The following is a 23,845-nucleotide window of genomic DNA, read 5'->3' as shown; positions in this document are numbered from 1 at the left end:
CAATCTTTACCTTTTTATTTCCGATAAAAAAATCCCCGTTATAACGGGGATTTTAGAATGCTATATTCTCAATTGATATTATGTATGTGATTTCTTCATCGTCATTTGGCGAATTAAAACGTACATAAATGGAATAAAAATTAGCACCAGTATCGTTCCAAAGATCACTCCACCAAAAACACTGATTCCAATCTCACGACGACTGGCTGCACCAGCACCAAAAGCAAAGACCAGTGGCAGAATCCCAGCACCAAAGGCCAGAGATGTCATCAGGATTGGGCGCAAGCGCAGTGAAGCACCTTCAAGTGCAGCTTCAACTACCGATTTACCTTTTTCCTGAGCCAATGCCGCAAACTCTACGATTAAAATTGCATTCTTACAGGACAGACCAATCGTGGTCAGCAAAGCAATCTGGAAGTAAATATCATTCGGAAAATCTGCCAGAAAACTAAAAATGATATTCCCACCAATCCCTAGAGGAATAGCGGACATGACCGCAGTCGGAATCGTCCAGCTTTCATATAAAGCGGCCAGGCACAGGAAAATGAAACCAATCGACACCAGATATAACCAGATTGCCTGATTACTGGATTGTTTTTCCTCAAAGGATAAACCGCTCCAGACCACGTCAATGCCATCCTGTTCTGCCACCAGATTTTCAACATCTTGCATCGCTTCACCAGAACTGGAACCTTTGACCATATCCGCTTGCATTTGCAGCGAGGTATAGCCCATAAAACGGTTGACCACCTCAGGACCACCACTCCAGTCCACCTGAGCGAAATTACTGAAAGGCACCATCTCGTTCAGGTCATTACGTACATGCCATTGCGCCAGATCTTCAGGTTTGGAACGGAATTCTGCATCGCCCTGCATAATCACCCGTTTAATCCGGCCACGATCAATAAAGTCATTAATATAATTACCCCCCCAGGCCGCTGAAAGCGTACTGTTGATTGCGGATTGACTCAGACCATTGGCCATAGCCTGTTTCTGGTCAATATTGACTTTCAGTTCGGCTTTTTCCGGATTGGAACGCTTATCCAGATTTTCAAAGCTACTATATTGAGCTGCTCCAGCCTGCATATTCTGGAACTGCTCTTCCAGATACTGACGGCCATTACCGTTAATATCACGAATCCAGAAATCCAGGCCGTCGGTTTGCCCTAAACCATTCACTGAAGCCGGCATGCTGATATTGACTTGAGCATCGCGGTTACTGCGAAAATGCTTCATAGCACGTTCACGAATCGCCTGCGCGGTATTTTCTTCTCCAGCACGGTCATCCCAATGCTTCAAGGCAACAAAACCGGTCGCCAGGTTCTGACCGGTACCTGAGAAGTTACGGCCATAACGTAGCATGACCAAGTCGATATTGTCCTTTTCTTCTTCCAGAAAATACTGACGAATCTGCTCACCGACCTGAATGGTGTTTTTCATTGGCGCGCCTTCCTGCAGCCGGATTTGCAGATTCAGAATACCCTGGTCTTCACTCGGCAAAAAGCTGGTGGGTAAGGCGCGATAAAATAAAGCAAATACGCAGAGCAATCCGGCAAACAGCACCAGACTAATGGCCTTATGTTGTAGAGTGACATTAGAAACTTTCAGATAACGATGCTTCAAACCATCCAGTTTCTGGTTAAACCAACTCGCCCACTTGGCAGGTTTTGGATTTGGTTTTAGAATCAGCGCACAAAGTGCAGGTGTCAGAATCAGTGCGACCATCAGCGACAGAGACATCGCTGCCACGAGCGTAATCGAGAACTGACGATAGATCACCCCGGTTGAGCCACCAAAGAATGCCATGGGAATAAAGACCGCGGTTAAAACCAGGGTAATCCCGATCAATGCTCCGCTAATTTCCTGCATGGATTCCAGTGCTGCTTCTTTGGCTGTAAGCTGCTGCTCATGCATCAGACGTTCAACGTTCTCTACCACCACAATGGCATCATCGACCAGCAAGCCAATGGCCAGTACTAAGGCAAACAAAGTCAGCGTATTAATACTCAGTCCCAAAACATAAAGTACTGCCATGGTTCCGAGTAAAACTACAGGCACAGTTACAGTCGGAATTAAGGTGGCACGCCAGTTTTGCAGGAAGATAAACATCACGATGACGACCAGAATGACCGCCTCGAATAAAGTTTTAACGACTTCTTTAATCGATTCTTTAACAAACGGTGTATTGTCACGCGGATAGGCAATTTTATAGCCTTCCGGCAACTGCTGGGAGAGTCGCTCGATTTCAGCCTTGATCAGACTCGACGTCGCAATTGCATTGGCACCGGAGGCCAGTGAAATGCCCAGACCGGCAGAAGGATAGCCGTTGGTGGTGCTATATGACTGATAATTTTCCGCACCCAATTCAACCCGTGCAACATCTTTTAAGTAGATAAAGCTACCATCCCGGGCAGACTTCACAATAATATTTTCAAATTCTTCGACTGTTTTTAAACGGCTGCCTGATGTGACTTTGGCATTCAGATACTGATCATCGGCTGTTGGCAAGTCCCCAATTGCGCCGGCTGCCACTTGAGTATTTTGTGATTCAATCGCTGCCCGCACATCACTTGGCATCAGGTTATATTGTTTCAATTTTGCTGGATTCAGCCAGATGCGCATTGCGAACTGTGAACCAAAAACATCCACTTCCCCAATGCCATCAATTCGGGAAATATCCTGTTCCAGATGCGTGGTCAAATAATCAGACAGTTCAATATTGCTGCTACGCCGTGACTCATCATACAAACCGATGACCATATGGGTATCGCCAAGAGATTTGAAGACATTCACGCCCTGTCGCTGGACATCATCTGGCAAACGATTGAGAACCCCGTTAATCGCATTTTGAACCTGTACTTGTGCTGTATCTGGATCGGTACCATTTTCAAAACTGATGCTGATCCGGCTTCGACCTGGGGAATCACTGCTTGAGCTGAAATACAGCAAGCGGTCGATACCTTTAATTTGCTGTTCCAGCACCTGGGTCACGCTTTCTTCTACTGTTTCTGCAGATGCACCGGTATAGGTTGTTGCCACAGTAATACGAGGCGGTGCAATATCCGGATAACGTTCAACAGGTAAATTCATCACCGCAAAAAGTCCAATGGCCATGACTACAATGGCCAGCACACCTGCAAAAATAGGACGATGAATGAAAAACTTAGACAGCATAAGTCTGAATCACTTTGAATTTAATGAATTATGGAAAGCGTTGCATTATTGAGTCAGCTTAAGGATATTCAGGCAGTGGCCTAGAGAATGCAAGGCTTGATCACAGAAAAATATGTATAAAATTGAATCATGAAGAAAATATGAAGATTTTGCCTTTCATCTAGCTATTTCAACAATTTATAAGGTTATTATTTTTATTTTAGGCATAAAAAAACCCTGCTTGCGCAGGGTTTTTTTAGAATCGATTCAGAGCTGATTAAGCAGAGAATTGGTTCATTGTGTTTTTCGCATCGTCACCCGCTTTAAGCGCGTTGTCACCAGCGAAGATTTCTTTGTGGTCGTCACCGATGTCAGAACCAGCCATTGCTTGGTGTTTCACACAAGCGATACCACCGCGGATTTCTTTACGTTGTACGCCAGCAACATAAGCCAACATACCTTCAGAACCGAAGTAACCTTGAGCAAGCTCGTGAGTAGAAAGAGCAGCTGTGTGGTAAGTAGGCAGAGTGATCAAGTGGTGGAACACGCCTGCTTCACGAGAAGCGTCTGCTTGGAATGTACGTACTTTTTCGTCAGCTTCAGCAGCCAATTCAGAATCGTCGTACTCAGCGCTCATCAATTTAGCGCGGTCGTATGCAGATACGTCTTTACCTTCAGCAACCCAACGGTCGTACGCTTGTTGACGGAAGTTCAGTGTCCAGTTGAATGATGGAGAGTTGTTGTAAACAAGTTTCGCATTTGGCACAACTTCACGTACACGGTTAACCATGTGAGCGATTTCAGCTACGTTTGGAGTCGCAGTTTCGATCCAAAGAAGGTCAGCACCGTTTTGTAAGCTAGTGATACAGTCAAGTACAACGCGGTCGATCTGAGTGCCTTCACGGAACTGGTACAAGCCAGAAGCAAGACGTTTAGGACGGTGAAGTTTGCCATCACGTTTGATCAGGATTTCGTCTTCTTGTGCTTCAGAGATGTCAATTTCTTGAGTGTCTAAGTAGCTGATGTATTGAGAAGCGATGTCGCCTGGCTCTTTAACCACTGGGATTTTTTGAGTCAAGTCAGCGCCTTCAGAGTCAGTACGTGCAACGATGATACCGTCGTCAAGACCCATTTCAAGGAATGCATAGCGAAGAGCGTGGATTTTCGCGATGAAGTCTTCGTGTGGAACTGTAACTTTACCAGCTTGGTGACCACATTGTTTCGCGTCAGAAACCTGGTTTTCGATTTGAAGTGCACAAGCACCCGCTTCGATCATTTTCTTAGCTAGTAAGTAAGTCGCTTCTTCGTTACCGAAACCAGCGTCGATGTCCGCAATGATTGGCACAACGTGAGTTTGGAAGTTGTCGATTTGTGAAGTGATTTCAGCAGCTTTAGCTGTATCACCAGCGTCTTGAGCTTTTTTAAGTGCGCGGAACAGGTCGTTCAGTTCTTTCGCATCAGCTTGACGTAAAAATGTGTAGATTTCTTCGATCAATGCAGGAACAGAAGTTTTTTCGTGCATAGATTGGTCAGGAAGAGGACCGAATTCTGAACGAAGTGCAGCAACCATCCAGCCAGAAAGGTAGATATAGCAACGTTCAGTTGTACCGAAGTATTTTTTGTTCGCAATCATTTTTTGCTGAGCGATGAAACCGTGCCAGCAGCCTAGTGATTGAGTGTATTTGCTAGAGTCTGCATCATAAGCAGCCATATCACGACGCATAATCGCCGCTGTATATTTAGCAATGTCTAAACCAGTTTTGAAACGGTTTTGAAGTTGCATACGCGCAGCATCTTCAGGACTGATGTCTGCCCAAGTGTTACCGAATTTCGCTTTTAATTCGCGGATTGCATCAATCGCTGTTTGGTATGTAGTCATGATATATTCCTGTATTAATATTAGGATTTTTCTGCAACGAACCGCTCAAATCACACCCTCAATGACTTGTTCAGATTTTCGACGATCCGTTGGGATAGCTAAAGATTAGTGGGCTTCGAAAAATTAATCCAATATTCTGCAAGAATTATCATTATTTATTTAAAAAATATGTAGATGAAAGTCTAATTATATATTGATCAATTTTTTATAAGTTATTGTATTTTATATTTTATTTTTGAATTTTTGAAATTGGATTTTGTCTAAAACATCAGCAATAAGAGCAAAAAATATTCATTAGACTTAAGTCTTGCAAGACTTTAGCAGCGCCTAATTTCAGCAATTTTTGTTTATTTTATGAGCCTTAAAACCTAGAATACTTATTTCAAAAGAATTATTTTTCATTTATTTGTTGAAATATTTTTTATCAAACCTGGCACATTATTTGCTAATTCCCTCTGTTTCTTAGAAATACTTTTCTTTCGTTTCGAAGGCAGCCAGATTTCCTTTCTGCTCTTAAAAATAGAGAAGGATTCAGACTGGCAAAATCTGCGGTGAAAGAGACTCTAAAAAGGTATTTCAGTACAATCAGCTGGGCTTTTTTTCATCAGTTGCGTACACAAGCTATAGTAGTTATGGCATAATCCATATAATTTCATAATTTTATTTTCGGTATTTTTTTTATGAATCTGGAGCGGGTCGATCTTAATCTCCTCATTTATCTTGACGTACTTTTACGTGAAAAAAATGTCACGCGTGCAGCAGAACAACTTGGGGTAACCCAGCCTGCGATGAGTAACATTTTACGTCGCTTACGAAATTTATTTAATGATCCTCTCCTGATTCGCTCTTCTGAAGGTATGACCCCAACAGAACGTGCGCTAGAACTCCAACCTCGTATCCGTGACGCCTTAGCGGATCTTTCCATGATTCTGGAACCGCGTACCGAGTTCCGCCCTTATACTTCAAACCGTGTTTTCCGCATCATGACTTCAGATTATGCTGAAGCTACACTGGTACCACGCCTGGTGAAAGCATTACGTTCAGAAGCACCGAATGTGGTTCTCGACTTCTTAACCCCAAGTGATGTGTCCTATCGTGACATGGAACAAGGTAAAGTTGATCTGGCGATTAACCGTTTTAATGAAATTCCGCAAAGCTTCCATCAGGTACTGGTTTGGCGTGACAGCTTTTCTTGCCTGTTAAATAACAAGCATCCGGCTGCGGGCAACCTGAATCTGAAAAGCTATCTGGATGCACAGCATATCTGGGTATCGAAAACCGGTATGGGCGTTGGCTTTGGGGTAAACCCTGAGAAACAGGCGGGTCTCGGCTGGATTGATCAGGCTCTTGAACGTATTGGCCAAAAACGTAAGATTTCGGTATTTACCCGTCATTATCAGATGCCTGGTCTTCTGGCTGCCAATGTCGATCTTGTAGCAACATTACCGACCCGTATTGCACGTCTGCAAGCCAAAAACCAGAACTTACTCATTAAAGACCCACCATTCTATATTCCTGAGTTTGAATTGAAGATGGCGTGGTGTCCTTTATTGCATCATCATCCCGCCCATCGCTGGTTACGTCAGCTGATTCTATATGTAGCCCGTCAGATGATCGAAGAAGAAAATCGTGAATTTTTAATGAATAATTCGCAATTTTCGCATTATTGAATTGAATATTAGCTAAATTGCTCATTTTTAAGCTTATACTCTAGAGACTTGAGTTGCTTTATTTGTACCTCAAGTCTTTTTTTGTGTTAAAAATATTTTTAGCTAGATCATATTAATCCACAGGTGGATTCGTGAGCCTCTTTCAAAACATCGTGATTATCTTATTACTCATCGCGGGGGCCGGTTTTTTATCATTAACAGAAATCGCGCTTGCAGGTGCCCGTAAGGTCAAATTAAAAATTTTGGCTGAATCGGGAGATATTCGCGCTCAAAAAGTTTTAGATTTACAAGAAAACTCTGCTGACTTTTTTGCAGCTTCCCAAATCGGCTTAAACGCCGTTGCCATTTTAGGCGGTATTTTAGGTGAAGGCGCCTTCCGCCCTTATATCATCAATTTACTTTCCAGATTTTATCAAGGTCCCTGGACTGAAACGATTGCGTTCAGCCTGTCCTTCACTGCAGTTACTTCATTATTTATTCTGTTTGCGGACTTGATGCCGAAACGTCTGGCCATGATCGCTCCAGAAAAAATTTCTGTCTCGGTGATTAATCCAATTCAGGTATTTATCAAAATCTGTAAACCACTGGCCTGGTTCATCAATGCCATTGCGAACCTGTTGTTCCGCTTATTTAAAGTGAATACCATCCGAGATGATAATATTACCTTTGCGGATATTTCTGCGGTAATGGATGCGGGTGCTCAGGCAGGTGTGTTACAGAAACAGGAACATCACTTTATTGAGAACGTGTTTGAGCTTGAAGAACGTAATGTTCCTTCCAGTATGACGACTCGCGAAAATGTGGTGTTCTTTACCTTGAAAGAATCAGAAGCCAGTATTCGTCAAAAACTGGCTGAATTTCCTTATTCCAAGTTTTTGGTCTGTAATGAAAATATCGACGATGTGATTGGATATGTCGACTCCAAAGATATTCTGGTTCGTATTCTGAATAATCAGTCTTTACTTCAGTTAAATGAAAATACCATCCGTACGGTTCTAACCATTCCAGATACACTGACTCTATCTGAATTACTGGATCGCTTCCGTTCAACCAAGGAAAAGTTCGCCGTCGTTATTAATGAATATGCCTTGGTCGTAGGTGTGATTACCCTTTCCGACATTATGATTACCGTGATGGGCGACTGGGTTACTCCCCTGGAAGAAGACCAGCAGATCATTAAGCGTGACAGCAATTCATGGTTGATTGATGGCAGTACGCCCATTGAAGACATCAAACATGCGCTGGAAATTGATGAAATGCCAGATGAAGAGAACTATGAAACCCTAGCTGGTTTTATGATGTTCAAGCTGCGCAAGATTCCACGTCCTGCAGATATTGTGCTACATGCGGGTTACAAGTTTGAAGTTGTCGATGTTGATCATTTCAAGATTGACCAGTTACTGGTTACACGTATGCTGGAAGTGAAAAAGCCACCGACAGAAGAATCAGAATAATCTGGTTCTTCTTCAATTTTTTTAAAACTCCAAAAACAATAATAATGAGACTTTTATGAATATTGCTGCGTTACTCGCCTGTCTGAGTTTTTATTCGGCCTTATATTTATTCTATTTCTTCTTTATGCAAGATCAACAGCCTATATTTCTGATCCTAGCAATTGTGCTCATTTTACTTTCAATCTGGCTGACTCCCTATCCTTATGAGCGGCGTCGGCAAGGATTTGATTCGACTTTAAGAATAGGCGAATATTTTTATTATCCACTCATCACCTGGTGGCGGCTGTTTATCTTTCCTGTGCGTTGGCTGCTTTCCCTATTTTATTCTCATTAAAAAAGCACCCGAAGGTGCTTCTTTACATTCAATTCAATTTAGATTTTTGATAAAAGTGCTTCAAGGACTGCCTGATAATGGATCTGGATATCTTCCTGCAAAATTTTGTAGGTATTATCAAATTGCACCATTGGCCAGCCTTCTTTCCAGAATGGGAAAATATTATGTAAGTCATGAGTGACGACCGCATCTTCACGTAGAATCGCCTGTGCAATCTGTGCCAGTACAAAGGCAGTTTCCGCACCATCAATTGCAAGGTAATCAATACCACGTGCTTTTAAAATACGGATACGGTCTTTCTTATAGCGGATTTTTTTGATTTGGGCTTCATTCAGATTCAGGGCCAGAGAAACTGCTTCAACAAATTTTTCTTCAAATGACTGATTCAATACAACCAGCGCCTGTTTATGCGCTTCCTGACGACCCGCTTTACCACCCTGACGAATAACTTCTTTTGCTTCCGTATCTAGCTCATCATTCTTCATGGTTTGAAGGATGTCTAAAATTTCGATGTCGCTTAGCGTCGCAGGAGATTGATCAGTCATAAACTGTCCCTAAAAAATAAATATGCAATGGACTATTTTCGCATAAATCCTCACTAAAAAATTAAAATCTTTAGCTTCAACTCTAATAATTGCAAAATCCGGATCATCTCTATCATTCTGGCGTAAATTGGCTATAGTAGGCGGCAAGTTTCTTATTTACTTTTTATCATGCAAACCAAACAGATTGATCTTTTATTGCAGCAACTTAAACTGCTTTATCCCGCTGCCTTCAAAAGAAATTATCTGTTTTATGGCCAGATCAAGACCAAGGGTATTTTAAGTGATCTCAAGGAACTGATTCCCTGGGTGCTGGCTGCCATGATCTTTGTACCGATTAGCCTGGTTCTCAAAGATGTTTATTCCTCTAAGCTATCAACTGCCCCAGACTTTCAGGCGCAAGCTTATGCAATTCTGACTATTCTGTTATTTCTGATGCTGGTGGTTCCACTAGTGATCAAGCAGATCCGGCACTCTTCTCATTCCCTCTATCAGTTTTTAAGACATACACCGATTAAACTCACTGTAGTCATTGTGCTGGAAGCGCTGAATCTGGTTTTTCTACAAAGCAGTATGACCATGTGGATTCTATTCTTTTTCGGGATCAGTTTTGGTTTTGTACGGTTCTATAAAGAAAATATGTTCCGCCCTGCTACCAATAGCACTGAACAATATCAACTGCAGCAGTTACGTCGCATCTGTTTCTGGGCTTATCAACAAACCTGGAAACTACGTCTGAAATTATTTTTTCATTCCAAGCCGACCTCCCCAAATGAAGAATTGAAAAATCAGCTTCAGCACTATGCGGATTTACATACCCGCTTGTTTAAACTGGAACATGAGCAGTGCAAGAAGATTAAATACATCGATATCGATACTTATCTGGACGAGCACCTGTAAATGTTTTATGAATCACGGCCTGAAATAGAAAATTACATGACTTCTCACGCTTATCATCTAGCATTATGGATTTAATTTTTTAATTTAAACTACTGAATTGCTTGAAAATAAAGCAAACGTATTGAAATTTACTTGCCAAGCTTTATTTCGTCCTCTATTATTGCGCACATGCCCGAGTGGTGAAATCGGTAGACACAGGGGATTTAAAATCCCCCGCCCACAAAGCGTGCCAGTTCGAGTCTGGCCTCGGGCACCATTTTAATTCTGATTAGAATGGTGCAATGAAAATCTCCAGCATTCAGCTGGTTTTTTTTATGCGTGATTATCACCAATAGAATGTGCCCTTCCCATGTCTGCATCCCGTTCTTTTGATCTAGCCAGATTGCAATTACGCCATCCTGATGCATTCTTTTGCAGCCTCAGCTATGGCCGTTATAAATATTTGAACCAGACCACTGATCTCTATCTGTATTTACGTATTGGTATTCTGATCATGATCACAGGATTTTGTTGCCTGTGCTTTTCGCTGCCGTTTTACCCTGACTTTGTGACTTCAAAATATCAGGCGCTTAGTGCAGGTACTATTGTAATGATCGGCATGCTCTATCCTTATATCTGGCGCGCCCAGTTTCAGGCGAAATACAGTTCTGTTCGCTATGCCAAGCGTTTGCAACTCTGCCTGTATATGCAAACCCTGATTGCGATTCTGTCATTTATAAATTATCAGTATTTTCACTCAGCATTTATTACCTTGCCTTGTTTGGCCCTGCTTGCTTTCAGTAGCCTCGTACCGGTTTTAGTTGAGCCCTGCTTTAGAGTTTCGACTCGCAGCACCCTATTGGTACGTTTGCAGAAAATCCGTCAGCTGGCTTACTGGTCTTATCAGCAATCGCAAAGCAAAGAGCCGGAACCGGTGCCTTATCAAAAAGATTTAAAACAGTATTATCTGGATTTGCATCATAGCTGCATGCTGGAAGAGCAGAAATTACTGGATGAAATTCATTATAAAAATTTAAAAGACGTATTTTCAGATTATTAAAAAAAAGCCCTGTTTAACAGGGCTTTTTTTACCATTCGCGATTAACGACCAGTTCTTCCATTTCAATATCAAACAGACCCTGCTCTTGCACGACCATCATCATGGCCTCGGCAATATAGTCTGCGGCAGTATCATCCAGAGACGAATCCAGATCTTCAAACTGTGGCTTCATGGCATTGATGTCTGCCACAGTCTCATGGGCCAGCTGATATACATCCTGATCTGATAAACCGGATTTAGATACTTTTGAAGCAAAACGTTCGATGTGTTGCTTGATTTCTGCAACCAGAATATCGGGATAATATTCATCATCGAACATGGGGAGAAGTAAATCTGCAAACATTACAGGCACTCTAAAAGATGACAATCTAACTTAAGCGTGCCTGTATAGCACATTGCTGTTTAAAAGCCAAACAGCTTGTGCTCCTATATGTCTTTCAGCCCAGATTTAGGCATTTTGCATAGCTTTCCAGATTTTGATGGCGTCTGATGTTACCTTGACATCATGTGCACGAACCATACAGGCACCTTGCTGAATGCTCAGCAAATGTGCCGCAGCCGAGCCTACTGCACGTGCTTGTGGTTCTGCACCATCTAGTGCAGCACCAATAAAACGTTTGCGGGATAAAGCAGACAAAATCGGATAGCCCATTTCTGTCAATTTATAAAACTCTTGCAACAGCTTTAAATTTTGCTGGGCATTTTTTGCAAATCCAAAACCAGGATCAATCATGATATGTTCAGCTTTAACACCCACATCTAGAGCATCTTGAACCCGTTGTGACAGTTCCCGAATCACATCCTGAGTCACATCATCATACTGATCCAGATTATTCATCGTAGTCGGCTCACCACGCATATGCATGATGATCACCGGAATATTCAGTTCTGCTGCCGTCTCTAACGCTTGTGGACGAGTGAGCGCGCGTACATCATTCCAGATATGTGCACCCGCTTTCACGGCTGCTTTAATCACTTCTGGCTGTGAAGTATCAATCGAGATGATCACATCATGCTTGGCCAGTTCTTCAACTACAGGCACAACACGACGGATTTCTTCTTCAACTTCCACGACTGATGCACCTGGACGTGTAGATTCACCACCCACATCAATTACGGTGGCACCATCAGCAATCATTTCCAGGGCTTTTACTACTGCCTGATCTTTCTGATTGTGCAGCCCCCCATCGCTAAAGGAATCCGGAGTCACATTTAAAATTCCCATCACATGCGGCTGAGACAAATCCAGTTTCAAATGACCGAAAGTCCAGATCTGTGGTCGTAGTGGCTTCAGCTGCATGGTTCAATCCTAGTTCACAATAACCCCGGTATTGTCTTATGGAAAGATCAATAAAGCAAAGCTCAATCTATTCAATAGCTAGATTTCAAAATAGTTCTTATTGGAATATTGCATCAGCTTGGATTGCAGTAACGCTTTTACATCAACCCATTCGCTTTTTAAAATACTATAGATATAACTATCTCTGAGTGTCATGCCATCTTTACGCAGCATATGACATCTAATGATGCCATCCTGTTTGGCACCCAGAGCTTCAATAGCTTTTTGACTTTTAAGATTCAGATGATCAGTCCGAAAGCCTACCACTTGAGCATTCAGCTCTTCAAATGCATGCTGCAGCAAAAGATATTTACAGACCCGGTTTACATAGGTTCGTTGATAAGGTTTGGCATACCAGGTAAAGCCAATTTCAACACGTGGAATTTCCGGCTTGATATCATGATAACTGGTAGTACCAATAGCGCGACCCGAATTCAGATCAATCACAGCAAAAGCCATTCTTTCACCTTTGGACTGCTGTTCAAAAGCTTGGGTAAAGTAGTGTTTAAGTTTATGTAGGTAAGGTACCGAATTATATAACACTTCCCCCAAGTCCCCTTCGGCACATGCATTTTCTAAGTCTGCAAAATGTTCCCAGCTCAGTGGCTCCAAACGTAGCTGATAAATACTAGATTCCAGAACAGGTAAAGTCATTCTTATTTTTACTCAGTGATTTTTATGAATTGACTATAGCATTCAACTAGATATGACAAAACAATGGCCATAAAAAAACCACCCGAAGGTGGTTTTAATTTTTAACTTAGTTCGCTGGTAATGGCGGAGGAGTCATTGGACCATCAGTCGGTGTTACATCAATCACTGGATTGTCTGAAACATAAACTTTAGGTGGTTTTGGCTCACGACCTTCCATAATGTCACGAATCTGTTCACGATCAATTGTTTCCCATTCAAGTAGCGCTTTCACCATGGCATGGGCAATATCTTTGTTGTTTTCAAGGATATCGCGCGCAACCTTGTATTGCTCATCAATAATGCGACGAACTTCCGCATCTACCTGTTGTTGGGTGGCCTCAGAAATCGTACGGGTACCAATGCTACCCATGAAAGACTGTTGAGAGTCATCTTCGTAGACCATGACACCTAACTTGTCTGACATACCATATTTGGTCACCATTGCACGTGCCATTTTAGTTGCACGTTCAAAGTCATTCGAAGCACCAGTCGACATCTGGTTAATGAAGACTTCCTCTGCGATACGACCACCGAACAGGATTGAAAGTTCATTCAACATTTTGTCTTTATAATGGCTAGTCTGGTCAAATTCAGGCAACTGCCAGGTGACACCTAATGCCCAGCCACGCGGCATGATGGTGACTTTATGCACAGGGTCTGTACCTGGAAGCATTTCTGCAACAATCGCATGACCTGCTTCATGGTAAGCCGTAGCACGACGTTCTTCTTCACGAAGTACCATCGATTTACGTTCAGGACCCATGTACAGTTTGTCTTTCGCATCTTCAAAGTCATGCATGTCGACTGTGTTCTTGTTACGGCGTGCAGCAAATAATGCCGCTTCGTTTACAAGATTGGCCAACTGTGCACCTGAGAAGCCTGGCGTACCACGAGCAAGAACTTTGACATCTACACCAGTAGTAGAAGGAAGTTTCTTCAAGTGTACATTCAGGATTTGCTCACGACCTTTAATATCTGGTAGACCTACCATGACTTGACGGTCGAAACGACCTGGACGAAGTAAGGCTTTATCCAGTACATCAGCACGGTTAGTTGCAGCGATGACAATAATGCCTTCATTGCCTTCGAAACCATCCATTTCTACCAGCATCTGGTTCAGAGTCTGTTCACGTTCATCATGACCGCCACCTGTACCTGAACCACGATGACGACCGACTGCATCAATCTCATCAATGAAGATGATACATGGCGCATGACGTTTTGCCTGTTCGAACATGTCACGTACACGTGATGCACCGACACCGACAAACATTTCAACGAAGTCAGAACCTGAGATACTAAAGAATGGAACTTTTGCTTCACCTGCAATGGCTTTAGCCAGCAAGGTTTTACCTGTACCTGGAGGACCCACCATCAGGACGCCTTTAGGAATAGTCGCACCCAAGCGTTTGAATTTTGCAGGATCTTTCAGGAAGTCAACAATTTCGACTACTTCCTGTTTTGCTTCATCACAACCCGCCACATCAGTAAATGTTACTTTGATCTGGTCTTCAGATAGCATTTTCGCTTTAGATTTACCAAAGCTCATTGGGCCATTCTTGCCGCCTGCACCACCACCCATGTTGCGCATAAAGAACATGAATAACAAAATGATTAGAAGTACAGGGAAACTTGCAATCAGCAATTGCATGAGCAAGCCTTGACGTTGAGGCGCTTCACCTTCAACGACCACATTATTTTTAATCAGGCTTGGCATCAGTTCTGGGTCTTGAACTGCCGGGCGAATGCTTTCAAACTCTGAACCGTTTGATTTTTCACCGCGAATTCTTTCGCCATCAATTGTAACTTGTTTAATTTGGCCAGCATTGACCGCGGCAACAAACTCCGAATAGTTCATTGTAGTCGGTTGATTGCGGTCACTGACGTTGCTGAAGATTAACACCAGCACACCCAGTATCACGAGCCACAATACGGCATTCTTAAAAAGATCGCTCAAAGCTTTATTTCCCATTCCAATCTAATTTGATCATGCCCTCGAAGGGTGACCTTAATCAATAAGCTGCAAATCAATTTGCAATAATGTAAAAACCTACAAAATGCACAATTTTTAACGTGTTGGCAAGTAAACTTTATTTCAAAGCCTTCTTGCGTCCCTGTCCGACCAGAAACACTTCTTTCGAACGGGCACGTGATGCAGCAGGTTTAATCGTCTTCAATACATCAAAACTGTTGACGACTTCTTTACGAAATTCATCAAAACCTGAACCCTGGAATACTTTCACTACAAACTGTCCTTTGGGACCGAGTACCTTGTTGGCAAAATCCAGAGCAAGTTCACATAAATAAATCTGACGAGGTTGATCTACAGCTCTATTACCTGATGTATTGGGGGCCATATCTGAAATTACAACGTCTACTGTGCGTCCGTTTAAAATATTTAACAATTTATCGAATACTTCTTGTTCACGGAAATCGCCCTGCAAGAAAGTCACATCAGGTAGCGCATCCATTTCTAAGATGTCTGATGCAATCACCAGACCTTTATCACCGACCAGTTTTCCGGCAATCTGGGACCAGCTTCCTGGGGCAGCACCCAAGTCCACTACCGTCATGCCGGGTTTGATAATGCCGTATTTTTCCTGAATTTCTAGCAACTTGTACGCAGCACGGGCACGATAACCTTCTTTTTGTGCTTTTTTCACATAAAAGTCATCAAGATGCTCTCTCATCCACGCACGACTACTTTTAGATAACTTTTGGTTGGTAATGCGTGTTGCCATAACTCTCTAAATAAAAAAAACTTCTAATGATTCATTGTACGGGAAAAACACATTTTTTGCAGTATACATGTGTATCTAAATCTGAGTATTCCGGTGTAATTTGCGATTATTTACAAGTGATTATTTCCTGAGAATTTACAGCGTTTATTTTTCGCTTTTGCTATACTAAGCCGTTTTAAAAATCAGGTTATCTCTCATGGCGTCTTTATCTATTCAGGAACGTAAGCGTTTACGTCAAATTGGACATGCATTAAACCCGGTTGTAATGCTTGGTGACAAAGGCTTAACTGAATCTGTAGTTGAAGAGCTAAATCGTGCCCTTAATGATCACGAACTCATTAAAGTAAAAGTGGTGGCTGAAGACCGTGAAGCACGTGCAGCACTCATTGCTGAACTTTCAGAAACTACAGGTGCTGAAGTGGTACAAACTATTGGTAAAATTGCGCTGCTTTACAAGAAAGCACCAAAGCAAAACCAGAAGTTATCCAATCTTGTCCGTTTTGCCCATCTTTCTAACTAAGTACAGGATTTATGGCCAGTTACGAACTCAGCGCATTTGATCGCCGTTTTCAGGCAATCTCATTGGTCGGTGCCATCGAACAGCAAAATCCATACAGCTTGAATGTCGGATTTTGGTTGCGCGATCCCAACCAGTACGTGCTGTGGCCAGAAATGGTTACTGCACATCCCCGTCGTAATTTTTTGTGGGAACAGACCTGCTTTGAAATCTTTATCGGGGTTCAGGGTGAAGATTATTATCGTGAAATCAATCTCTCTCCTTCTCAGGCTTGGCAAGCCTATCAGTTTGAGGAATATCGCTATCCGGAAGATATGCCGCCACCTGCTGCATACGATATCGAACTGAATCAGCTTAAACGTACCCATTATGGTCTGAATGTCAGTCTGGATCTGACCGAGTTTATGGTTGAGCATAAACTTAAATGGGCAGACCTGTTTATTGGTCTGACAGCAGTATTAAAAACCTCACAAGGTGATCAATACTTTGCGATGCAGCACAGCAGCCCAGAAGCAGACTTCCACAATAAACGGGATTGGCTGCATGTCTTTTAATGCAGATTAAAAGCATTTGCTGGATAACAAAGATATTAAAAAACGTGAGCATTAAAGTCTCACGTTTTTTTATGGGCTTTTCCGGCTCATCCGCTCAAAGTTCGCTGTTATAGCTTGAAGAAAATATTTTTCTGTATTTTCTCTACGTAGATTCAGGTCAATATTAAATTGAAATAATTAGCCTGCTCTCAACACTTAGGGCTGGCTACTTTAATAATAATTTAAACGATATTTAAGCTGATAGACTAAGAGTTCATTTTAATTGTTTTCGACATTTTAGTGATGTAAGCGGTAATTGTCCTGCACTGATTTTACCGCGGCATAAAAAATTACAGTTAACGTGAAGATGATCAGGATAATCGTTCCAAAAGTTAGTCCAAAGAATCCCAGACATAACATCATCACACCGAGATAAAGTGCACGCATCAACCAACTTTCCAGATTAAGCATCATAATCAGCGTCAGTAAACAAAGTACACCTACAAAATAATGCTGCTGCATCGTGACCCCCTTTCATTATTATTGTGAGTCCGTTTTGCCTCAAAAAGACAAAGGAGAACGTATCCAGTTCTCCTTTCATGCAATTTAAGTCAGCGTCTTCCCTTAACTCTTCAGCTCAGGGCTTTTTTCTGAACTTTCAGCTTTTACCATGGGTTTGACCTTTTTTAGAACTTCAATGGTACTATCTTTTGAGCGCTTGAATGTACCAGTCAGATGCTCTTTATGTTTGGTCGAGATCTGGCTGACATCTTCTTTCAGTTCCTTACCCATATTGGATAAGTCTTCAATGACTGCAGTAAATTCGGTTTTGATAAAGCTGGTTAATTCAGTCAGTTCTTTTTGCGAACCAAATAACTGCTCTTTCAAAGTATCGATCCGTTGCAACAGATCCTGTTTCAACTGACGTAACTGCTCCTGCACAGTATCACCCAGCTGTTTCGCTTCGACTTCAAGTTTCTCTTTGCTTTCTTCGATGGTTTCCACCACCTGTTCTTTGGCTTCAGCTGCTACTTTTTCAAGCTGTTCAGTCGTTTCTGAAACCACGGTATTGATCTTTTTCTTGGATTGGGAAGATTTCGCTGCTGTAGTCATGTGTCTTATTCCTATAGTTATATTACGACTCATCCATATTAGTAGTTTTGATAAAAATTAAGATTTGATTTGTTAGACAATTCTTAATTGCTTACATTTTTTTACGTTGTTCGTAAAACAGACTTTCAAGCAAAAAGCAAGCCATTTATCTCATACTTTTGCTGTAAAGCTATTGGACTTGGAGGGTGGTTCTGCGTATAATGCCGTGTTAAGTTCAAGCGAGCAGACATAGGAGGGTAGGTTTAAAAATTAACCTTCCTTTTTTTTCGTCTACTCGCTTTTTTACAGCCTAAATTTCAGGAGCTTTGGTTTGAGCACCCCAGCAATTTTAGCCCTTGCCGACGGAACTATCTTTAAAGGTACTTCAATTGGCGCATCGGGTTGTACGACTGGTGAAGTCGTTTTCAACACTGCCATGACTGGCTATCAAGAAATTTTGACTGATCCTAGTTATGCACAGCAGCTTGTAACGCTAACTTACCCACATATCGGTAACACAGGTTGCAACGAAGAAGACGCTGAATCAGGTCGTATTCATAAAGTATGGGCAAACGGTTTAATTATCCGTGACCTTCCTTTACTACATAGTAACTTCCGTGCGAATCAATCACTCGGTGATTATTTAAAACAGCACAATGTAGTTGCCATTGCTGACATCGACACGCGACGATTAACTCGAATTTTGCGTGATAAAGGTGCACAAAACGGTTGTATCCTTGCGGGTGAAAACATCACTGAAGAAGAAGCAGTCGAAAAAGCACGTGCATTCGGTGGTTTAAGTGGTTTAGACCTTGCGAAAGAATGCTGTGATCCGACCGGTTTCGAATGGACTGAAGGCTCATGGGCACTTGGCAAAGGCTTTACTCAACCTGAACTTAAATTCCATGTGGTTGCATACGACTACGGTGTCAAAACCAACATCTTGCGTATGCTCGCAGACCGCGGCTGTAAATTAACTGTGGTGCCTGCACAAACTCCTGCTGAAAAAGTACTTGCGTTAAATCCAGATGGCGTATTCCTGTCAAATGGTCCTGGCGATCCAGCTGCATGTGACTACGCAATTGAAGCTGTAAAAACAATTGTTGAAACAACTGAAATTCCAGTATTTGGTATCTGCTTAGGTCACCAGATTCTTGCTCTTGCATCGGGTGCTAAAACGGTAAAAATGCCGCACGGTCACCATGGCGCTAACCATCCTGTACAGAACATCGAAACTGGTACAGTGATGATTACTTCTCAAAACCACGGCTTCGCAGTGGATGAAAGCACCCTGCCTGCGGTATTGCGTGTGACTCATCGCTCACTGTTTGATGGTACAAACCAAGGTATCCATCGTACAGACAAACCTGCGTTCAGCTTCCAGGGTCACCCTGAAGCAAGCCCTGGTCCACATGACTGCGCACCATTGTTCGATCATTTCATCGAACTTATCGAAGCATCTAAGAAGTAATTAAGGAAGCATCATGGCTAAACGTACTGACATTAAAAGCATCTTGATCATTGGTGCTGGTCCGATCGTCATCGGTCAAGCATGTGAGTTTGACTACTCAGGTGCTCAAGCATGTAAAGCGCTTCGTGAAGAAGGCTACCGCGTTATTCTGGTGAACTCTAACCCAGCGACCATTATGACCGACCCTGCAATGGCAGATGCAACGTATATCGAACCGATTACCTGGCAGACTGTTGCAGCAATCATTGAAAAAGAACGTCCAGATGCTGTGCTTCCGACGATGGGTGGCCAGACTGCACTGAACTGTGCCCTTGCACTGGATGCCAACGGTATTCTTGAAAAATACAACGTTGAACTGATCGGCGCGACCAAAGAAGCTATCGAAAAAGCAGAAGACCGTAAACTGTTTGACGAAGCAATGCGTAAAATTGGTCTGGAATGTCCAAAAGCGGCTATTGCTGAATCAATGGAAGAAGCACTTGAGATTCAAGCGCGCTTCGGTTTCCCTGTGATTATCCGTCCATCATTTACGATGGGTGGTTCAGGCGGTGGTATTGCTTACAACCGTGAAGAATTCCTGGAAATCTGTGAACGCGGTTTCGACCTCTCTCCTACTCACCAATTATTGATCGATGAATCATTGATTGGCTGGAAAGAGTACGAGATGGAAGTTGTTCGTGACAAAAACGACAACTGTATCATTGTATGTGCGATCGAAAACTTTGACCCAATGGGCGTACACACCGGTGACTCGATCACTGTTGCGCCTGCACAAACACTGACTGATAAAGAATACCAGTTGATGCGTAATGCATCTTTAGCAGTTCTTCGTGAAATCGGTGTTGAAACGGGTGGTTCTAACGTTCAGTTCGGTATTAACCCGAAAGATGGTCGTATGGTAATCATCGAGATGAACCCACGTGTATCGCGTTCATCTGCACTGGCATCTAAAGCGACTGGTTTCCCGATTGCGAAAATCGCAGCGAAACTGGCTGTTGGTTATACCCTTGATGAGCTGAAAAACGACATCACTGGCGGTACAACTCCAGCATCGTTCGAACCAGCAATTGACTACGTTGTTACCAAGATTCCACGTTTCAACTTCGAAAAATTCCCGCAAGCTGATGCGACACTAACTACACAGATGAAATCTGTAGGTGAAGTGATGGCGATCGGCCGTAACTTCCAGGAGTCTGTGAACAAAGCACTTCGCGGTCTTGAAGTTGGCGCAACTGGTTTTGATGAAAAAATCGAAGTGGGTACTGAAGGTGCGCGCGAGAAGATTCTTCAAGAACTTAAAGTTCCAGGTCCAGAACGTATCTGGTATGTGGCTGATGCATTCCGTCACGGTTTCACGCTTGATGAAGTATTTGCGGCAACCAATATTGACCGCTGGTTCCTGATCCAGATCGAAGACATCGTTAAAACTGAAGAACAAATCAAATCTTTAGGTTTTGGTGATCTTAACGCTGACAATATCCGTTCATTTAAACGTAAAGGTTTATCTGACCACCGTATTGCCAACCTGATGGGTATTTCACAAAAACAATTCCGTAAGCACCGTTGGAATCTGGGCGTAACTCCAGTCTACAAACGTGTGGATACATGTGCAGCAGAGTTTGAATCTGATACAGCGTACATGTACTCAACTTACGATGAAGAGTGTGAATCTAATCCGTCTAACCGTGACAAGATCATGGTGATTGGTGGCGGTCCTAACCGTATTGGTCAAGGTATCGAATTCGATTACTGCTGTGTACATGCTGCCCTGGCAATGCGTGATGACGGTTATGAAACCATCATGGTGAACTGTAACCCTGAAACGGTTTCAACTGACTATGACACGTCTGATCGTCTGTACTTCGAACCGATTACACTTGAAGACGTTCTTGAAATCGTACGTACTGAAAAGCCGAAAGGTATTATCGTTCAGTACGGCGGTCAGACTCCACTGAAACTGGCTCGTGCTTTGGAAGAAGCTGGTGCGCCAATTATCGGTACATCTCCAGATGCGATTGACCGTGCAGAAGACCGTGAACGTTTCCAACAAATGATTCAACGTCTGCAACTTCGTCAACCTAATAACAGCATCGTAAAATCTGCTGAAGAAGGTATGGCAGAAGCAGCTAAAGTGGGTTATCCACTGGTTGTACGTCCTTCTTACGTCCTTGGTGGTCGTGCGATGGAAATCGTGTATAACGACGAAGAATTAAAACGCTACTTACGTGATGCTGTACAAGCATCGAATGAAGCGCCTGTTCTTCTGGATCACTTCCTTGATGATGCGATTGAAGTTGACGTGGACTGCGTATCTGACGGTAAAGACGTGGTGATCGGCGGTATTATGCAGCACATTGAACAAGCCGGTATTCACTCTGGTGACTCTGCATGTTCGATTCCTCCATATTCATTGTCTGAAGACGTGCAAAACGAAATGCGTCGTCAAACCATCGCTATGGCTAAAGAGCTTGGCGTTGTAGGCTTGATGAACGTTCAGTTTGCGGTGAAAGGCGATGACGTTTACATTTTGGAAGTGAACCCTCGTGCTTCTCGTACGGTTCCGTTCGTTTCTAAATGTATCGGTGAATCTTTAGCAAAAGTAGCTGCACGTTGTATGGCTGGCCAATCTCTTGAGTCTCAAGGCTTTACCAAAGAGATTATCCCTGCTCACTTCTCTGTGAAAGAAGCAGTATTCCCATTCAACAAATTCCCTGGTGTTGACCCGATCCTTGGCCCTGAAATGAAATCAACAGGCGAAGTAATGGGCGTTGGTAAAACATTTGGTGAAGCGTTCTACAAAGCTGTTCTAGGCTCTAACGATCGTTTACCAGGTCTGCCAACTGAAGGCGAAGTGAAACATGCATTCATCTCTGTACGTGATTCTGATAAACCACGTGCGGTAGGTATTGCGAAGCAGCTTGCTGACTTTGGCTTCAAGATTCTTGCGACTGGCGGCACATACGATGTAATTAAAGCTGCAGGTATTGAATGTGAACGTGTAAATAAAGTAACCGAAGGCCGTCCAAACATTGTAGACCGCTTGAAAAATGGTGAAATTCACCTCATTATCAATACCACTGAGGGTAAACAAGCTCAGCAGGATTCATTCTCGATCCGTCGCTCTGCGCTTCAAGGTAAGGTATACCATACCACTACCCTGAATGGTGCTGATGCTGTATGCCAAGCTTTAGCAATTAAATTGCCAATGGATGTATATCGTTTGCAAGATTTAACAGTAGGTTAATTCGTTACTGAGAAGTCCCGTCACCTTCTCGGTGGCGGGCTTTTTTTCATTTATAGACTTTCATTTTTATTACTGAGGGACAACTATGCAACGTTATCCTATGACTCCCGAAGGCAAACTTGCCTTAGAGAAAGAATTACACCAACTGAAAACTGTGGATCGTCCACGTATTACTGCAGCGATTGCAGAGGCACGTGAGCATGGGGATTTAAAAGAAAACGCGGAATATCATGCTGCGCGTGAGCAGCAAGGTTTCTGTGAAGGCCGTATTCAGGACATCGAAGGTAAACTGGGCGCTTGCCAGGTGATTGATGTTAAAGAACTGGAGCAAAACGGTCGTGTAGTTTTTGGTGTCACTGTGACTATTGAGAATCTAGACACTGAAGAACGCAAAACTTACAAAATCGTGGGTGATGATGAAGCAGACTTTAAGATCAACAAGATCTCTGTGAACTCTCCGATCGCGCGTGGCCTGCTGGGTAAAAACGAAGGCGACGATGTGAAAATCGTGACACCACAAGGTGAAGTCGAATACGAAATTGTAAGCGTTGAATATATCTAATTTTTAACTAGATATTTTAGGCTGTAAGACCCCTCAGATGAGGGGTTTTTTATTGAGCCTAGAAATTCCCATCGATTTTATTTTAAGAAGCCAGATGCCAAGGCTTCAAATGCCTGTAAAGCCTGAGGTAAGACCTGTGCAGGATCCTCACTAGAAGCGACCCATAGTGCTGCATTCATTGCTGCACCATTGAGCAAGACTGCCGCAGCAAGTGCATCAACTGGTTTTAATCTACCTTCAACCATTAACTGTTCTACGCATTCACGTGTCGACTGCAGGCATTTATTTTGACTTGGCCAATGTGCGGGGTCCCCTAATACTGCCGGACCATCACGTAGCACAATCCGTTGGAACTCAGCATTTAAAGCATGTTCGATATAGGTACGCCCTTCAAGCATCAATCCCTCCCATAGATCATCAGGCTGCTCCAGATGTTGCCCGGCATATTCAGCCATTTCTGAATCAATCTGATCGACCACGGCAGCAAATAAGCCCTTTTTATCACCAAAATGATGGTATAGCGCACCCCGGGTTAGCCCTGCTTCTGCCGTGAGCTTATCCATGGAAGTGTCCGCATAACCGTATTCAGCAAATGCACGACGTGCGACTTCTATGAGTTTTTTGCGGGTTTCCGCCATTTTTTGTTCACGTACAGACATATATTGTTTCCATCAGTATTGTG

21 protein-coding genes and 1 tRNA gene are annotated in these 23,845 nt (G+C 42.9%); 11 read left to right on the top strand and 11 right to left on the bottom strand.

The annotated features are described in order from the left end of the window. Positions 1–78 precede the first annotated feature (78 nt). Positions 79–3,174 carry a multidrug efflux RND transporter permease subunit gene (locus FTV14_RS00820; RefSeq protein ID WP_180053134.1) on the bottom strand — a complete coding sequence of 1,032 codons (3,096 nt, stop codon included), beginning with the start codon at positions 3,172–3,174 and terminating at the stop codon, positions 79–81. Between the two features lie 256 nt (positions 3,175–3,430). Next, on the bottom strand, positions 3,431–5,032 hold the full coding sequence (locus FTV14_RS00815) for an isocitrate lyase (protein WP_180053133.1): 1,602 nt from the start codon (positions 5,030–5,032) through the stop codon (positions 3,431–3,433). Positions 5,033–5,712: 680 nt separating this feature from the next. Here FTV14_RS00815 and FTV14_RS00810 point away from each other — a divergent pair. The 3 genes from FTV14_RS00810 to FTV14_RS00800 all read left to right on the top strand — a co-directional run bounded on the left by FTV14_RS00810 (position 5,713) and on the right by FTV14_RS00800 (position 8,490). Beyond that, the gene (locus tag FTV14_RS00810; protein ID WP_004784775.1) at positions 5,713–6,702 is read left to right on the top strand and encodes a LysR family transcriptional regulator; all 990 of its coding nucleotides are present in this window, start codon (positions 5,713–5,715) and stop codon (positions 6,700–6,702) included. Positions 6,703–6,833: 131 nt separating this feature from the next. Continuing rightward, the gene (locus FTV14_RS00805) at positions 6,834–8,156 is read left to right on the top strand and encodes a hemolysin family protein (RefSeq protein WP_004784777.1); all 1,323 of its coding nucleotides are present in this window, start codon (positions 6,834–6,836) and stop codon (positions 8,154–8,156) included. A 55-nt stretch (positions 8,157–8,211) separates the two neighbouring features. Then, positions 8,212–8,490, top strand: a complete 279-nt coding sequence (locus FTV14_RS00800) for a hypothetical protein (protein WP_159123481.1) — start codon at positions 8,212–8,214, stop codon at positions 8,488–8,490. 38 nt (positions 8,491–8,528) lie between these two features. Here FTV14_RS00800 and FTV14_RS00795 read toward each other — a convergent pair whose 3' ends face one another. Beyond that, positions 8,529–9,035 carry a hypothetical protein gene (locus FTV14_RS00795; protein WP_180010610.1) on the bottom strand — a complete coding sequence of 169 codons (507 nt, stop codon included), beginning with the start codon at positions 9,033–9,035 and terminating at the stop codon, positions 8,529–8,531. A gap of 168 nt (positions 9,036–9,203) precedes the next feature. On the opposite strand from FTV14_RS00795, the gene FTV14_RS00790 reads away from it, so the two are divergent. The 3 genes from FTV14_RS00790 to FTV14_RS00780 all read left to right on the top strand — a co-directional run bounded on the left by FTV14_RS00790 (position 9,204) and on the right by FTV14_RS00780 (position 10,971). Continuing rightward, positions 9,204–9,932 carry a hypothetical protein gene (locus FTV14_RS00790; RefSeq protein ID WP_159123479.1) on the top strand — a complete coding sequence of 243 codons (729 nt, stop codon included), beginning with the start codon at positions 9,204–9,206 and terminating at the stop codon, positions 9,930–9,932. 170 nt (positions 9,933–10,102) lie between these two features. Next, positions 10,103–10,188: transfer RNA gene (locus tag FTV14_RS00785), tRNA-Leu, on the top strand. A gap of 93 nt (positions 10,189–10,281) precedes the next feature. After that, complete coding sequence (locus FTV14_RS00780) at positions 10,282–10,971, top strand: hypothetical protein (protein WP_005236809.1); 690 nt, start codon at positions 10,282–10,284, stop codon at positions 10,969–10,971. Between the two features lie 28 nt (positions 10,972–10,999). Here the strand turns inward: FTV14_RS00780 and FTV14_RS00775 are convergent, their stop codons facing one another. The 5 genes from FTV14_RS00775 to rlmE form a co-directional block, all read right to left on the bottom strand. Then, a complete protein-coding gene (locus FTV14_RS00775) occupies positions 11,000–11,314 on the bottom strand; it encodes a DUF5713 family protein (RefSeq protein ID WP_125278212.1) in 315 nt (104 codons plus the stop codon). A 105-nt stretch (positions 11,315–11,419) separates the two neighbouring features. Then, complete coding sequence (gene folP / locus FTV14_RS00770) at positions 11,420–12,271, bottom strand: dihydropteroate synthase (RefSeq protein ID WP_180053132.1); 852 nt, start codon at positions 12,269–12,271, stop codon at positions 11,420–11,422. 78 nt (positions 12,272–12,349) lie between these two features. Further along, on the bottom strand, positions 12,350–12,964 hold the full coding sequence (locus FTV14_RS00765; RefSeq protein WP_180010606.1) for a GNAT family N-acetyltransferase: 615 nt from the start codon (positions 12,962–12,964) through the stop codon (positions 12,350–12,352). A gap of 106 nt (positions 12,965–13,070) precedes the next feature. Beyond that, positions 13,071–14,960: an ATP-dependent zinc metalloprotease FtsH gene (gene ftsH, locus FTV14_RS00760; protein ID WP_034170205.1), complete on the bottom strand. Its 1,890-nt coding sequence runs from the start codon at positions 14,958–14,960 to the stop codon at positions 13,071–13,073. A gap of 133 nt (positions 14,961–15,093) precedes the next feature. Then, positions 15,094–15,744 carry a 23S rRNA (uridine(2552)-2'-O)-methyltransferase RlmE gene (rlmE, locus tag FTV14_RS00755; protein ID WP_004784794.1) on the bottom strand — a complete coding sequence of 217 codons (651 nt, stop codon included), beginning with the start codon at positions 15,742–15,744 and terminating at the stop codon, positions 15,094–15,096. A 196-nt stretch (positions 15,745–15,940) separates the two neighbouring features. On the opposite strand from rlmE, the gene yhbY reads away from it, so the two are divergent. Both yhbY and FTV14_RS00745 read left to right on the top strand, forming a co-directional pair. Continuing rightward, positions 15,941–16,264: a ribosome assembly RNA-binding protein YhbY gene (yhbY, locus tag FTV14_RS00750; protein WP_004784797.1), complete on the top strand. Its 324-nt coding sequence runs from the start codon at positions 15,941–15,943 to the stop codon at positions 16,262–16,264. A gap of 11 nt (positions 16,265–16,275) precedes the next feature. Continuing rightward, positions 16,276–16,815, top strand: coding sequence for a DOMON-like domain-containing protein (locus FTV14_RS00745; protein ID WP_180010604.1), 540 nt, complete (start codon positions 16,276–16,278; stop codon positions 16,813–16,815). Between the two features lie 276 nt (positions 16,816–17,091). Here the strand turns inward: FTV14_RS00745 and FTV14_RS00740 are convergent, their stop codons facing one another. Together FTV14_RS00740 and FTV14_RS00735 are read right to left on the bottom strand one after the other, a co-directional pair. Then, positions 17,092–17,316, bottom strand: coding sequence for a hypothetical protein (locus FTV14_RS00740; RefSeq protein ID WP_159123475.1), 225 nt, complete (start codon positions 17,314–17,316; stop codon positions 17,092–17,094). A 102-nt stretch (positions 17,317–17,418) separates the two neighbouring features. Then, on the bottom strand, positions 17,419–17,907 hold the full coding sequence (locus tag FTV14_RS00735; protein WP_004784804.1) for a hypothetical protein: 489 nt from the start codon (positions 17,905–17,907) through the stop codon (positions 17,419–17,421). Positions 17,908–18,217: 310 nt separating this feature from the next. Here FTV14_RS00735 and carA point away from each other — a divergent pair, with 310 nt between their 5' ends. The 3 genes from carA (at position 18,218) to greA (ending at position 23,163) form a co-directional block, all read left to right on the top strand. Beyond that, positions 18,218–19,357 carry a glutamine-hydrolyzing carbamoyl-phosphate synthase small subunit gene (gene carA / locus FTV14_RS00730; RefSeq protein ID WP_005236823.1) on the top strand — a complete coding sequence of 380 codons (1,140 nt, stop codon included), beginning with the start codon at positions 18,218–18,220 and terminating at the stop codon, positions 19,355–19,357. A gap of 13 nt (positions 19,358–19,370) precedes the next feature. Then, positions 19,371–22,601, top strand: coding sequence for a carbamoyl-phosphate synthase large subunit (gene carB / locus FTV14_RS00725; protein WP_159123473.1), 3,231 nt, complete (start codon positions 19,371–19,373; stop codon positions 22,599–22,601). Positions 22,602–22,686: 85 nt separating this feature from the next. After that, positions 22,687–23,163 carry a transcription elongation factor GreA gene (gene greA, locus FTV14_RS00720; protein WP_005236827.1) on the top strand — a complete coding sequence of 159 codons (477 nt, stop codon included), beginning with the start codon at positions 22,687–22,689 and terminating at the stop codon, positions 23,161–23,163. Positions 23,164–23,240: 77 nt separating this feature from the next. Here the strand turns inward: greA and FTV14_RS00715 are convergent, their stop codons facing one another. Beyond that, positions 23,241–23,822 carry a TetR/AcrR family transcriptional regulator gene (locus FTV14_RS00715; protein ID WP_180010602.1) on the bottom strand — a complete coding sequence of 194 codons (582 nt, stop codon included), beginning with the start codon at positions 23,820–23,822 and terminating at the stop codon, positions 23,241–23,243. Positions 23,823–23,845 lie beyond the last annotated feature (23 nt).

This window comes from Acinetobacter sp. YH12236 (assembly GCF_013417645.1).
Taxonomy (GTDB): Bacteria; Pseudomonadota; Gammaproteobacteria; order Pseudomonadales; family Moraxellaceae; genus Acinetobacter.
This window is presented reverse-complemented; position numbering and strand designations above follow the sequence as displayed.